Raw genomic sequence first — 14,186 nt, 5'->3', positions numbered from 1 at the left:
TCAGTGCGCCGTCAGGCCGCCGGACGCTTCATCGGAAGCATCGGGCTTGACGTCGACCTTGCTGGTCTCCTCTTCCCAGACGATCGGCGCGGGCACGCGGACCAGCGCCTTGGCGACGACCTCATCCAGCCGCGAGACCGGAATGATGTCCATGCCGCCCTTGATCGCATCGGAAATCTCCGTGAGATCCTTGGCGTTGTCCTCCGGGATCAGCACCGTCTTGATGCCGCCGCGGGCGGCAGCCAGGAGCTTCTCCTTCAGACCGCCGATCGGCAGTACGCGACCACGCAGCGTGATCTCGCCGGTCATCGCGACATCGTGGCGGACCGGGATGCCGGTCATGACCGAGATGATCGCGGTGGCCATCGCAACACCGGCAGACGGACCGTCCTTCGGCGTCGCGCCCTCCGGCACGTGAACGTGGATGTCGCGGCGGTCGAACATCGGCGGTTCGATGCCGTAAACGATCGCACGCGAGCGGACGTAAGACGCCGCCGCCGAGATCGACTCCTTCATCACGTCGCGCAGATTGCCCGTGACGGTCATCTTGCCCTTGCCAGGCATCATGACGCCTTCAATGGTGAGCAGCTCGCCGCCGACATCGGTCCAGGCCAGACCGGTGACGATACCGACCTGATCCTCATCGTCGATCTCGCCGAAGCGATACTTCGGAACGCCGAGGAACTCTTCGATGTTCGCCTCGGTGACCTTCACCGACTTCTTCTTGGAGATCATCAGCTCCTTCACCGCCTTGCGGGCGAGTGTGGAGAGCTCACGCTCCAGGTTACGCACGCCCGCTTCGCGGGTGTAGCGGCGGATCATCAAGAGCAAGGCCGCGTCGTCGATCGACCATTCCTTGGAGTCCAGACCGTGCTTGGAGAGCGCGCTCGGGATCAGATGCTTGCGCGCGATCTCGACCTTCTCGTTCTCCGTGTAGCCGGCGATCCGGATGATCTCCATGCGGTCCATCAGCGGGCCGGGAATATTCAGCGTATTCGCGGTCGTGATGAACATCACGTTGGACAGGTCGTAGTCGACCTCCAGGTAGTGGTCGTTGAAGGTCGAGTTCTGCTCGGGGTCCAAGACCTCAAGCAGCGCCGACGACGGATCGCCGCGGAAATCGGCGCCCATCTTGTCGATCTCGTCCAGCAGGAACAGCGGGTTCGAGGTCTTCGCCTTGCGCATCGACTGGATGATCTTGCCGGGCATCGAGCCGATATAGGTGCGGCGGTGACCGCGGATCTCGGCCTCGTCACGCACGCCGCCGAGCGACACGCGCACGAATTCGCGCCCCGTGGCCTTCGCGATCGACTTGCCGAGCGAGGTCTTACCGACGCCGGGAGGCCCGACCAGGCACAGGATCGGTCCGGTCAGCTTGTTGGCGCGCGACTGCACCGCGAGATACTCGACGATGCGGTCCTTGACCTTCTCGAGCCCGTAGTGATCGGAGTCCAGGACCGCCTGCGCGGCCTCGAGGTCCTTCTTGACCTTGGACTTCTTGCCCCACGGGATCGACAGCAGCCAATCCAGGTAGTTGCGCACGACGGTCGCTTCCGCGGACATCGGCGACATCTGGCGCAGCTTCTTCAGCTCGTGCTGGGCCTTCTCGCGTGCTTCCTTGGACAGCTTGGTCTTGGAGATCTTCTCCTCCAGATCGGCCAACTCGTCACGACCTTCGTCGTCGCCGAGCTCCTTCTGGATCGCCTTCATCTGCTCGTTCAGGTAATACTCGCGCTGGGTCTTCTCCATCTGGCGCTTGACGCGCGAGCGGATGCGCTTCTCGACCTGCAACACCGAGATCTCGCTTTCCATCAGGCCCAGCACCTTCTCCAGGCGCTGCGTGACGGACAACGTCTCCAGGATCGCTTGCCGGTCGGCAATCTTGACCGCGAGATGCGAAGCAACGGTATCGCCGAGCTTGGCGAAATCGGTGATCGCCTGAACCACGCCGACGACTTCGGCGGAGATCTTCTTGTTCAGCTTCACATAGCTTTCGAAGTCGGACACGACCGACCGCGCCAGCGCCTCGGCTTCGACCGAGTTGGCGTCAGTGTCGGCGAGCGCGACCGCGGTCGCCTCGTAATATTCGCTGCGGTCGGAATACTTCTCGACGCGCGCGCGCTCGAGGCCCTCGACCAGCACTTTCACGGTGCCGTCGGGCAGTTTCAGGAGCTGCAGGACGCTGGCGAGCGTACCGGTCTCGTAAATTGAATCGGGTGCCGGATCGTCATCGGACGCGTTCTTCTGCGTCGCGAGCATGATCAGCGCGTCGTTCTTCATCACCTCTTCGAGCGCGCGGATCGATTTCTCGCGGCCGACGAAGAGCGGCACGATCATGTGCGGGAAGACGACGATGTCGCGGAGCGGCAGCACCGGATAGGAGTGGCTTTCGCCGTGGACGATCGTTGGCCGGGGTTTTGAGGTCGTCATGGCCTAATCCTTTTGTTGTGCCCCCTTGCACGCAGTCCGCCTGCTTGCGCAACCGCCACAAGGTGCCTTGGTGATGCGGAATGAGAATGCCGTCTGCAGCCGCTTATTCCGCATCGTGAAGCGACGAATCTCAACGGATGAGATCCCTCACCGATAGCATTAGGTGGCTATCAGGCGGGGGGGTGTCAAGTCTCAGAAGTGTCGGGAAATATAGGCTAAACAAGCATTTGCTGCTACGCCGTAAGGGCGCCGCTGCTGCGCCGCGGCGGCCGCCGGAGCGTCCGGCAGCCGTGCATTTTTGGCGGGTCGAGACGAGCGCCGTTTAGGCGCTCGCGCTGCTCTCGACGGCGCGGTCGGAACGATCCGCGTAGATGTAGAGCGGACGCGCCGTTCCCTCGACGACCTCGCGCGAGATCACGACTTCCTCAACGCCTTCCAGGCCCGGGAGGTCGAACATGGTTTCGAGCAGGATGCTCTCCAGGATCGACCGCAGGCCGCGCGCGCCGGTCTTGCGCTCGATCGCCTTGCGGGCGACCGCGCCAAGAGCCTCGTCGGCGAAGGTCAGCTCGATGTTCTCCATCTCGAACAGCCGCTGGTACTGCTTCACCAGCGCGTTCTTCGGATCGGTCAGGATCTTCTTCAGCGAGGTCTCGTCGAGGTCCTCCAGCGTCGCAACGACGGGCAGACGGCCGACGAATTCCGGGATCAGGCCGTACTTCAGCAGATCTTCCGGCTCGACGTGACGGAAGATCTCGCCGGTGCGGCGGTCCTCCGGCGCGAGCACCTGCGCCGCGAAGCCGATCGAGGTCGAGCGGCCGCGCGCGGAGATGATCTTCTCGAGGCCCGAGAACGCACCGCCGCAGATGAACAGGATATTGGTGGTATCCACCTGCAGGAACTCCTGCTGCGGATGCTTGCGGCCGCCCTGCGGCGGGACCGAGGCCACCGTGCCTTCCATGATCTTCAGCAGCGCCTGCTGGACGCCCTCGCCCGACACATCGCGGGTGATCGAGGGGTTGTCCGACTTGCGGCTGATCTTGTCGATTTCGTCGATATAGACGATGCCGCGCTGCGCGCGCTCGACGTTGTAATCGGCGGCCTGCAGCAGCTTCAGGATGATGTTCTCGACGTCCTCGCCGACATAGCCGGCTTCGGTCAGCGTCGTCGCGTCAGCCATGGTGAAGGGCACGTCGAGGATGCGGGCCAGCGTCTGCGCGAGCAGCGTCTTGCCCGAACCGGTCGGACCGATCAGCAGGATGTTCGACTTCGCCAGTTCGACGTCGTTGTGCTTGGTCTGATGGTTGAGCCGCTTGTAGTGGTTGTGGACGGCGACCGACAGCACCTTCTTGGCATGGCTCTGGCCGATCACGTAGTCGTCCAGGACCTTGCAGATTTCCTTCGGCGTCGGGATGCCGTCGCGCGACTTCACCAGCGAGGACTTGTTCTCCTCGCGAATGATGTCCATGCACAGTTCGACACACTCGTCGCAAATGAAGACAGTCGGTCCGGCAATCAGCTTGCGAACTTCATGCTGGCTCTTGCCGCAGAACGAGCAATATAGCGTGTTCTTGGCGTCGCTCGTGCCGACCTTACTCATTCATTATCTCCGTCCGCCGTTCGATCTCGTTTGCCAGATCGACCCAATCCGGCACACAACCGGGCTGTTGGGTAGATAGAGCAAATTCCGTACCAAAAAAGACCCTACGCAATACTGACCGTGTGGATCACGGTTTATTCGAATCTCCGCGATCATAGCCGATGCATCACAGCCAACCATGCTGGCACCCGACTATCAAGAATTCGCTAATCGGATGGCCGGCTCAAGACCGTGACAATACCGTGATTTTCAACGATCGCACGTGGAATACGCGTCGAAATCCACGGAACGTTGCGGGATTACCACGTCGGTATATGAGCACGAAAGCGGAACTTTCCGCTGTGCGCATGCACCCGCCGGCGGGTCCAGCACCCTGCTTTTGCCGGTTATGTGAGGCGTCAATGTGGAGATCACACCGACGCCTCGAGATGCCTGCCCAGATCAGGCCGCCTTCGCGGCGGCCGGATCGTCCGGACGCTTGTCGATGACCTTGTCGACGAGGCCGAACGCCTTGGCGTCCTCGGCGGTGAGGAACTTGTCGCGCTCCAGCGCGTCCTCGATCGCCTTGTAGGTCTGACCGGTATGCTTCACGTAGATCTCGTTGAGGCGCTTCTTGAGATTCAGGATCTCCTGCGCGTGCAGCATGATGTCGGTGGCCTGGCCCTGGAAGCCGCCGGACGGCTGGTGCACCATGATGCGGGAATTCGGCAGCGTGAAGCGCATGTCCTTCTCGCCGGCGGCCAGCAGCAGCGAGCCCATCGAGGCCGCCTGCCCCGTGCACAGCGTCGATACCGGCGGACGGATGAACTGCATCGTGTCGTAGATCGCAAGGCCCGACGTCACCACGCCACCGGGCGAGTTGATGTACATCGAGATTTCCTTTTTCGGATTCTCGGCCTCGAGGAACAGCAGCTGCGCGACGATCAGCGTCGACATGCCGTCTTCCACCGGACCGGTGACGAAGATGATGCGCTCCTTCAAAAGGCGCGAGAAAATGTCGTAGGCGCGTTCGCCGCGATTGGTCTGCTCGACGACCATCGGCACGAGGTTCATGTAGGTTTCAACGGGATCGCGCATGAAAGAACCCAAGGGTTAGGGGTGATGCAGAACTTTGCTCAAGGCTACTTGGCTCAAGACTACTGCCTCAAGGCTTAACCCAGATATGGGCCAATTTCCGGCCGACAAGGCCGTCAACTCGCCGCACTAGCCACCTGGGCAGGTCGCAGAAGTTCAAGCTGATTCGCGTCTTCGCGCCTAGCGACGGGACCCGTCGCGAGGCGCGCTTTCGCGGTTCATCATTAACGCGAGGTGCCGAAATTAAGCGGCAGTTTTCTCGGCGTCTTCATCCTTGAACAGCTCCTCCTTGGTGACCTTCTTCTCGGTTACGTTGGCGAGCTCCAGGACGAAGTCGACGACCTTGTCCTCGTAGATCGGGGCGCGGAGCTGGGCCAGCGCCTGGGCGTTGCTGCGGTAGTAGTCCCAGACTTCCTTCTCGCGGCCGGGCATCTGGCGCGCGCGCTCGATCACGGCGCGCGACACCTCGTCGTCGGTCACGGTAATCTTGTTCTTCTCGCCGATCTCCGACAGCACGAGGCCGAGGCGGACGCGGCGGTCGGCGATCTTGTGGTACTCCTCCTTTGCCGCTTCCTCGGTGGTGTTCTCGTCGGCGAAGGTCTTGCCGGACGAGTCCATCTCGGCCTTGATCGAGTTCCACATCAGATTGAACTCTTCGGTGACAAGCGACGGCGGCGCCTCGAATTTGTGGCTCTCGTCGAGCCGGTCGAGCAGCGCGCGCTTGACCTTCTGGCGGGTGGCGCCGGCGAACTCGGCCGTCAGGCGCTCGCGGGCGGCCTCCTTCAGCTTGTCGAGCGACTCGAGGCCCAGCGTCTTGGCGAACTCGTCGTCGATCGTGGTCTCACCGGGCGCCTCGATCAGCGTCGCGGTGGTCTCGAACTCGGCCGGCTGGCCGGCGAGCTTCTCGTTCAGATAGTTCTTCGGGAACGAGACCTTCAGCGTGCGAGTCTCATTGGTGCCGATTCCGATCAGCTGCTCCTCGAAGCCCGGGATGAACTGGCCGGCGCCGATCACGACCTGGATGCCCTCGCCGGTGCCGCCCTCGAAGGCTTCACCGTTGATGGTGCCCTTGAAGCTGATGGTGACGCGGTCGCCCTTCTCCGCCGCGCCCTCGGTCTTGGCATTGTACGGGCGGCTGCCTTCGGCGATCCGCTTGATGGCATCGTCGACGTCGGCGTCGGAGACTTCGACCACCGGCTTCTCGACCGAGAACGACTTGAAATCGGCGAGCTGGATCGGCGGCACGACCTCGATCGCGACGGTGTAGGTCAGGTCGGTCTTGCCCGACAGCAATTCCTCGACCTGGTCCTTCTCGGTCGGCATCGTGATCTTCGGCTCGCCGGCGAGGCGGAAGCCGCGATCTTCGAAGATCTGCCGGTTGGTATCGCTGATGGTCTGGTCGATGGTCTCGGCCATCACCGAGCGGCCGTAGATCTTCTTGAGATGCGCCACCGGCACCTTGCCGGGACGGAAGCCGTTGAGACGGACCTTGTCCTTGAGGTCGACCAGCTTGGCGTCCGCCTTGGCATCGAGATCGGATGCCGGGACGCTGATCTTGAATTCGTGCTTCAATCCCTCGTTGAGGGTCTCGGTGACCTGCATGGTATCAATCTTCTTCCGCTTTTGCCGCGGCCCGAGCGGCCGTGGCAGTGTTCAATCTGTTCGACGATGGGCCTTGCGGCCTAACGTCTGTGGGTTCGGCGAACCCTCACCCCATCGGGGCCAAAGGTTCTCCAAGAATTCGTCATGCAAACGCTGTAAGCGCTTGGTGCGGGCGGAGGGACTCGAACCCCCACAACTTTCGTCACTGGAACCTAAATCCAGCGCGTCTACCAGTTCCGCCACGCCCGCGCGAAAAGCATCCCAGTCCGGCCGCGATGCCGCGGGCGGCCGGGCTTATAACATGCGCCCACCGGTTCGCAGCAAAAAAATGGCCGCTGTTGAGCCCGCCCTGCGACCGATCGCGACTGGACAGGTACACTTGAAAATGGTCCGCATCGGCCGGATGGCAAGTCCTCCCGCAAGTCCCGAATTTTCCCTCACCCGGCGCGATCTGATCGCCGCCCTCGGCGCCGCGGCGCTTTGCCCCGCTCTGCCGGCCACCGTCGCGGCGCAGGGCCGGATCGCGGTCGCGCTCCAGGCCAAACCTGACCGCATCTCGCTTCGTCCGGACGGACCGGGTCCTGGCGGACCGGAGATACCGGTCTGGTCGCTCGGCAGCGGCGACCTCCGCTTCAAGCGCGGCGAGGTCCTCGACGTGACCTTTGGCAATGAACTGCCGGTCGCGGCCGCGCTGGATTGCCGCGGGCTCGACGGCGTCGCGGCGGCGGAGCCACTGGCCTCCCGGGCGCTGCTTGCCGCCGGGGCAAAGGATAGCTTCCAGCTGCCGCTTCGGCATGCCGGCACCTTTCTGTGCGAGCCCTTGCTCGGCGATGGCGGCACGGCGCCGGCACGGCCGCGGCCGCTGATCGTGACCGGCACCTCGCCGGTTGCAGTCGACCGCGACGAGGTCCTGCTGATCGAGGAGTGGCGCCTGCGGCCGGACGGAAGCGCAATCCCGGCCGGCAACGATCCAAAAGATTCGACGCAGATTCATACAATTAACGGCAAAACCTCATACGACATCTCGGCGCCGGCCAATGCCCGCCTCAGACTCCGCTTTATCAACGGCAGCCAACGCAGCGTGCTGGCGATCAAGCTGGAGAACCTCGACGTCCGTGTGATGGCCATCGACGGCCAGCCAGCCGAACCGTTTCCGGCCCGCAACGGTGCCCTCGTCCTCGCTCCCGGCAGCCGCACCGATGTCTTCGTCGACGCGGCCGGAACCAGCTTTCCGATCCTGCTGCACGACGGCAAGCAGGCTCGCCCGGTCGGCAAGCTGGCCGTCTCGAACGACCCGCCGGTCCGCTCGGCGCCGTTCCCGCCGGCACCGCCGCTGCCCGGCAACGACATGCCCGCCCAGCTCGATCTCAAGAGCGCCGCAAGGTTAGAGCTAACCCTCGGCACGCCGACCGAATGGTTCCGGCCGGCGGACTTCAAGCCATCAGCCGCTCCGGCCTTTCAGGCCAAAGCCGGCCGGCCGGTTGTGCTGGCGCTGACCAACCGCGGCACGATCGCCAGCGTGTTTCATCTGCACGGCCATCACTTCCGTCTGCTCGACCGGCTCGACGACGGCTGGAAGCCGTTCTGGCTCGACACGCTCGCGATCGAGCCGGGCCAGACCCAGCGCATCGCCTTCCTCGCCGAATATCCGGGCCGCTATCTGATCGAGCAGGTCGCGACCGACTGGGCCGCGCCGCGGCTGGTCCGATGGTACAGTGTCCAATAACAACAAGAGGAAACGTCCATGAGCCAGACAGTTGCAGCGATCCGCGCAGTCAAGGCGCGAAGCGTCGTGGTGCCGCTCAAGCGCCCTGTGAAGAACGCCTTCGGCGTGATCGATTCCGGCCCGCTGGTTCTGATCGATGTCGAGACCGACCAAGGCGTTACCGGCCGCACCTACATCTTCGCCTACAGCAAGCTCACGCTTAAACCTCTTGCCTATCTGATCGAGGAGATCGGCCGCGAGCTCATCGGCAAGCCGGTCGCGCCGTTCGACCTGATGAAGGCGATGGACGCCAAGTTCCGGCTGCTCGGCTGGCAAGGCCTGGTCGGCATGGCGGTATCAGGTCTCGACATGGCGTATTGGGACGTGCTCGGCCAGCTCGCCGGCCGGCCGCTGGTCGAACTGCTTGGCGGCTCGGCGAAGCCGATCAAGGCCTATGACAGCTACGGCGTGGTCGATCCCGTCGCCGATGAGCGCGCGCTGCGCCGCTCGCTCGACCAGGGTTTTCGCGGCATAAAAATCAAAGGCGGCGACGGTGATGCCGCCAATGACGAGCGCGTCGTGAAGGGCGTGCGCGCCCTGCTCGGCCCCGACATCGCGTTGATGATCGACTTCAACCAGTCGCTCGATCCGGCGGAGGCGACCCGCCGCATCGCCCGCCTTGCGCCCTACGATTTGCACTGGATCGAGGAGCCGGTGCCGCAGGAGAGCCTGTCCGGCCACGCAAAGGTCCGCGAGACCTCGCCGACGCCGATCCAGGCAGGTGAGAACTGGTGGTTTCCGCGCGGCTTTGCCGAAGCGATCGCGGCCGGCGCATCCGACTTCATCATGCCCGACGTGATGAAGGTCGGCGGCGTCACCGGCTGGATGCAGGTCGCGGGCCAAGCCGACGCCGCATCGATCCCGATGTCGAGCCATCTGTTCGCGGAAGTCAGCGCGCATCTGCTCGCGGTGACGCCGACCGCGCACTGGCTCGAGTTCCTCGACTTCGCCGGCGCGATCCTCACAAGGCCCGCCGAAATCGTCGACGGCGCCGTGACCGCCCGCGGTCCCGGGCTCGGCATCGAGTGGAACGAGTCGGCCGTCGCGAAGTATCTCGTCAGCTAGCGGCGATCCTGGCCGGTGAGCGCACGCTTCACCTTTACGACGCATTCATGTAGGTCGATCCGAAATCGGAGCGCCCAATGTCGACCAATAGCAAGCTGACGCTCAAATTCCGTTGCCCGACGGAGCTTGACGGACTGATACCGGCCCCAATACCGGCAGCCCAGGGCGTTCCCGACTGGCTCAAGTCCATGCCGGCGACGGCCTTCTCCTCGATCAACCTGCACGACGAGGACACCATCAAGCGCTGCCCGCCGTTCGTGGATGCGATGACCTGCGGGTTCTTGCTGCCGCTGGTGTGCGATCTCAAGGTCGAGGACGGCGAAATCACCTGGGACCAGGACCTGCCGCCGGGAGGCACGCCGGAATTTCCACGCTCGCCGATCGGCTTCCACGACCCGGGTCAGGTCACCGGCACCCCACTCTTTGAAGAGGGCCGCTTCTTTCTCAAATTCCACAATTTGTGGACCGTCGAAGCCCCGGAAGGCTACGCGATCTACTTCACCCATCCCGTCAACCGCTTCGATCTGCCATTCACCACACTCAGTGGCCTAGTCAATTCCGACCTCTATGCCGACAATTGGGTGCACTTTCCGGCGTACTGGCACGACAGGAATTTCAGAGGCGTCCTCCCCAAGGGGACTCCGATCGCGCAATGTATTCCCGTCAAGCGAGACGACTGGACCGCGCAGGCAACGCCGTTCACCGCCGAAGACGCCAAGCGGGTCGGCGAACTCCGCACCGAGCTCAGACGGCAGCCGAACCTCTACCGGAGAAACTTCAGGGCGTAAGGCAAGGTGGAACGTCGTCCGCCGCGCGCTCAATCTCACTCCCCGCCGAGGAACTTCGCAGCGGCGCTCAGGGAGAAGAAGAAACGGCCATGAGATCCCGAGGCCATGACGAATGCCGCGCGTCCAAACAGCTGCGGCTGACCGCGCATCACCGAGCGCAGCGCTGCCTCGGCAGCATCGCGCTCACCCTGCTCGAAAAGACACGTGGCGAGGTGGGCGCGGGTTGAGCGATCATCCGGGTATTGCGCGAGCACGCGGCGGAACGCATCCGCGGCTGCGGCGTAGTCGCCAACGAGGATCAGGACCCGCCCGAGCTGGTTGAGAACGTCGGGGCGCCCTGGCGCAGCATCACGTGCCGCCGTCAGGACGCTTGCAGCCCGCGCGATGTCATTGGTCTCCTGCAACAGGCGCCCGAGATCGAGCTTCAGGTCGACGCTCTCAGGGGCCAGCGCGAGACCGGCCTCGATCGTGCTGATCGCCTCGCCGTGTTGACCGGCCTTGGCAAGCTGCCCGGCGAGTTCCTGAAAGGACGGAAAATATGGCGGGCGGCGTGCCGCCGTGCGCCGAAGCTGCGCGATGCCGTCGGCGACGCGGCCCGCGCCGCACAGCAGCGCGCCGAGCAAAGTCTCGACCTCTCCATCGTCGGCGCGACGCGCAACCCGCTCGAGCGCTGCGATCGCTTCGCCTCCCCGGTTCTGCCCCATCAGGGCATGCGCCAGAAGAAGCGCGGCGTGTCTGTCCGTGCGGCTCGATTTCAGGACGTTCGTCGCAATCCGCTCGGCCTGAGCAAACTGCTGCGCCCGCAACGCCAAGGCGCCTTGTTGCAGCGCCTGAGCGAGGAAATTGTTCTGCCTGCCACTCACGAGCGAGATTCACGGTGCCGAGGGAATACCCTGCGCGTTTAGCCCGCATCTTTCGACGCGTCCACCAAAAGTATCGTAAGACGGACGAGGTCCTGATGTCCGCATGCGTTGATCACGCGGACATCCCACGCTTCGTTCCGCTACTCGCCGCCGGCGGCGATCCCGCCGGGGCTTGGTTGCAGCTTGCCGCGCACCTCTGCGGATGACGCTTCGCCGTCCATCGCCTCCGGCCGCAACGCCTCCAGCGGACGCTTGCGGGTCTCGATGCCGAGCACCGCGACCGCGATCGCCTGCACCACGAGGAGCCCGGCTACCACAGAGACAACGCCGGTGACGCCGAACCTCGTGAACAGCTCGACCACGATGAACGGCGTCACGATCGACATCAGGCGACCGGCGGTGTTGCAGATGCCGGATCCGCGCATCCTGAGCTCGGTCGGGAACAGTTCGGGGATGTAGAGCCCCCAGGCCAGCGCCAGCATCACCGCCACCGTGAAGACCAGGAGGAAGCCGATCACGACGAAGGCGACCGGGTTGATGAACATCGGATAGATCAGCCCGAGCCCGGCCGCGGCGAGCGACAGCACGATCAGCGACGGTTTGCGGTCGATCTTCTCGCCGATCCACATGCCCGACAGCGTGCCGAGCGGGCTGCCGAGCGTCATCAGCATGGTGTAGCCGAGCGATGACGACAGGTTGATGCCCTGCTTGACGAAGAAGGTCGGAATCCAGGCGATGAAGCCGTAGACCGCGGTGTTGAGCCCGATCAGGATCAGGCAGCCGACGATGGTCCGCGCGATCAATGCGCGCGAGAACAGGCGCGTGAAGCGAACGTCCGGCTGCACCGGGGCCGGCTGATAGGCCGGGGTCGGCAGGGTCCTGCCCTTGCCGACCTCCTGCTCGATCACAGTTAGCACGGCCTCCGCCTCGGCGCTCTTGCCCTGCGTCTCGAGCCAGCGCGGCGATTCCGGCAGCGAGCGCCGCAGGAACCAGACGATCATCGCGCCGACGCCGCACAGCGCGAACATCCAGCGCCAGCCGAGATGCGGAATGACGGCCCAACCGACCAGCGTCGCGACAAACAGCGCACCGTTGGTGCAGGTCGCGAGCGCCGCGCCCCAGCGGCCGCGCTGCTGCGGCGGGATGAATTCGCTGAGCACAACATAGCCGACGACGATCTCGGCGCCGAGCCCGAGGCCCATCACGAAGCGGGCCCCGATCAGCCAGTTCATCGACGGCGCGAGCGTTGCCGCCAGCGCGCTGAGGCCGAAGATCAGGAGGTTGGCCTGGTAGGCGAACTTACGGCCGAAGCGGTCGCCGGCGACGCCCGCCAGCCAGGCACCGATCAGCATCCCGACAAAGGTCGCCGAGATGAAGCGTGCATTCTGGGCGAGGTCCGAATAGCCGGACTGAACCAGCGCGCCGAGAATGCTGCCGGCGAGGAAGATCTCGAAGCCGTCGACGAACAGTCCGGCTCCGATCAGCGCGAAGATCCGGTAGTGAAATCCGGCGATCGGCAATCTGTCGAGCCGGCCCCCCGCGTTAACGCCCTTGGTCACTTCAGCCTCCCTGATTTTGATTTTGTTCTGATCGCTGTCTGCGCCGATTTTTGTGCCGGGGCTATCCGGTCGAGACGCGCGCCTCCTCGTCTGCGCTTGCATGCGCGGCTTGCGGCCGCGGCAGGCCGAGATTCTCGCGCAAGGTGTCACCCTGATACTCGCGCTGGAACAGGCCGCGGCGTTGCAGCTCGGGCACCACGAGGCGCACGAAGTCCTGGTAGGTGCCGGGCACATGGGTGGCCGCCACGACAAAGCCGTCGCAGCCGCCTTCGCAGAACCAGCGCTCCATCTGATCGGCGACCGCCTTGGGCGAGCCGACGAAGGTCGGCAGTTCGGCGAGCGTTCCTCTGCCGCTGAACTGCACGAAATCGCGCGGCGTCGGATTGGGCTTGCCGCTGAGATTCATCACGCGGTCGCGGATCGCCTGCAGCCCGCTGATCGAGGCCAGCTCATCCGATGTGAACGGCTCGTCCATCGGCTTGGCCGCGAAATCGTAGTTCAGCACTTCCGACAACAGCGTCAGCGCATCGATCGGCTTGGCGAGCCGGCTGATCGCCGCGAACTTGTCCTCGGCCTCGGCCTGGGTCTCGGCGACGACCGGATAGACAGCCGGCGCGATGCTGATGTCCCTGCCCGTCTTGGCGAGCGTCCCCTTCAAGTCGGCATACTGCTTCTTCGCGATGTCGAGATTGGGATAGATCACGAAGATCAGTTCGCCCCAGCGCGCCGCGAAGGTCTTGCCGCGGCCGCTCTGCCCGGCCTGGATGATCACTGGATGGCCCTGCGGCGAGCGCGGCACCGTGAACGGGCCGCGCGAGCGGAAGAACTGCCCGTGATGGTCAAGCCGGTGCACCTTGGCCGGGTCGGCGAACAGCCCGCTCTCGCGGTCGAAGCTGACGGCGCCGTCCTCCCAGCTGTTCCAGTGGCCGAGCACGACCTCCATGAACTCGTCGGCGCGGTCATAACGCAGATCGTGGCTGAGGTGCTGCGAGGCGCCGAAATTCGCCGCCTCGGAGTCGTTCAGCGAAGTCACCACGTTCCAGGCCGCGCGGCCGTTCAGCAGCAGGTCCATCGTCGCGAACACCCGCGCGACGTGGAACGGCTCGTAATAGGTGGTCGAATAGGTCACGCCGATGCCGAGCCGCTCGGTCGCCAACCCCATCGTGAGCGCGACCGAGACCGGATCGAGCTTCGCCGCGCGCACGCCGTGGCGGATGGTCTCGCGGAAATCGTCGCCGAAGCGATCGGGGATCGCGAGCCGGTCGTCGAAGAAGGCGAGATGAAACTTGCCGTGCTCCAGCGTGCGCCCGATCTCCTGATAATAGTCGCGCGAGAACCAGTTCGGCTTCGAGTCCGGATGGCGCCAGGAGGCAGGATAGTTCGAGCAATTCTGGGCCTGTAGGAAGCCGATCAATTTCATCTGCCTGGTCATGGCGTGGTTCC

The 14,186-nt window shown here is 64.2% G+C and carries 10 protein-coding genes and 1 tRNA gene; 3 read left to right on the top strand and 8 right to left on the bottom strand.

Annotated elements, in window-relative coordinates:
- From lon to I6F38_RS02765, 5 genes are all read right to left on the bottom strand, one after another.
- Positions 1-2,430: an endopeptidase La gene (lon, locus tag I6F38_RS02785; protein ID WP_028333951.1), complete on the bottom strand. Its 2,430-nt coding sequence runs from the start codon at positions 2,428-2,430 to the stop codon at positions 1-3.
- A 322-nt stretch (positions 2,431-2,752) separates the two neighbouring features.
- Positions 2,753-4,027 carry an ATP-dependent Clp protease ATP-binding subunit ClpX gene (gene clpX, locus I6F38_RS02780; protein WP_018271869.1) on the bottom strand — a complete coding sequence of 425 codons (1,275 nt, stop codon included), beginning with the start codon at positions 4,025-4,027 and terminating at the stop codon, positions 2,753-2,755.
- Between the two features lie 441 nt (positions 4,028-4,468).
- Positions 4,469-5,104 carry an ATP-dependent Clp protease proteolytic subunit gene (locus tag I6F38_RS02775; RefSeq protein ID WP_016847729.1) on the bottom strand — a complete coding sequence of 212 codons (636 nt, stop codon included), beginning with the start codon at positions 5,102-5,104 and terminating at the stop codon, positions 4,469-4,471.
- A gap of 240 nt (positions 5,105-5,344) precedes the next feature.
- A complete protein-coding gene (gene tig / locus I6F38_RS02770; RefSeq protein WP_225158974.1) occupies positions 5,345-6,703 on the bottom strand; it encodes a trigger factor in 1,359 nt (452 codons plus the stop codon).
- Between the two features lie 164 nt (positions 6,704-6,867).
- Positions 6,868-6,952 (bottom strand) — tRNA-Leu (locus I6F38_RS02765).
- 136 nt (positions 6,953-7,088) lie between these two features.
- Here I6F38_RS02765 and I6F38_RS02760 point away from each other — a divergent pair.
- The 3 genes from I6F38_RS02760 (at position 7,089) to I6F38_RS02750 (ending at position 10,321) form a co-directional block, all read left to right on the top strand.
- Positions 7,089-8,429, top strand: a complete 1,341-nt coding sequence (locus I6F38_RS02760; protein ID WP_225159054.1) for a multicopper oxidase domain-containing protein — start codon at positions 7,089-7,091, stop codon at positions 8,427-8,429.
- Positions 8,430-8,447: 18 nt separating this feature from the next.
- Positions 8,448-9,533: an enolase C-terminal domain-like protein gene (locus tag I6F38_RS02755; protein ID WP_225158973.1), complete on the top strand. Its 1,086-nt coding sequence runs from the start codon at positions 8,448-8,450 to the stop codon at positions 9,531-9,533.
- A gap of 77 nt (positions 9,534-9,610) precedes the next feature.
- Positions 9,611-10,321 carry a hypothetical protein gene (locus tag I6F38_RS02750; protein ID WP_225158972.1) on the top strand — a complete coding sequence of 237 codons (711 nt, stop codon included), beginning with the start codon at positions 9,611-9,613 and terminating at the stop codon, positions 10,319-10,321.
- 35 nt (positions 10,322-10,356) lie between these two features.
- Here I6F38_RS02750 and I6F38_RS02745 read toward each other — a convergent pair whose 3' ends face one another.
- From I6F38_RS02745 to I6F38_RS02735, 3 genes are all read right to left on the bottom strand, one after another.
- Positions 10,357-11,184, bottom strand: a complete 828-nt coding sequence (locus I6F38_RS02745; protein WP_346657086.1) for a tetratricopeptide repeat protein — start codon at positions 11,182-11,184, stop codon at positions 10,357-10,359.
- A 140-nt stretch (positions 11,185-11,324) separates the two neighbouring features.
- Positions 11,325-12,743 (bottom strand): MFS transporter, encoded by a 1,419-nt coding sequence (locus I6F38_RS02740; protein WP_225158970.1) that lies wholly within the window; start codon positions 12,741-12,743, stop codon positions 11,325-11,327.
- 61 nt (positions 12,744-12,804) lie between these two features.
- Positions 12,805-14,175: an LLM class flavin-dependent oxidoreductase gene (locus I6F38_RS02735; RefSeq protein WP_225158969.1), complete on the bottom strand. Its 1,371-nt coding sequence runs from the start codon at positions 14,173-14,175 to the stop codon at positions 12,805-12,807.
- Positions 14,176-14,186: the final 11 nt, after the last annotated feature.

This window comes from Bradyrhizobium sp. BRP56, from assembly GCF_020194035.1.
GTDB lineage: Bacteria > Pseudomonadota > Alphaproteobacteria > Rhizobiales > Xanthobacteraceae > Bradyrhizobium > Bradyrhizobium australafricanum.
This window is presented reverse-complemented; position numbering and strand designations above follow the sequence as displayed.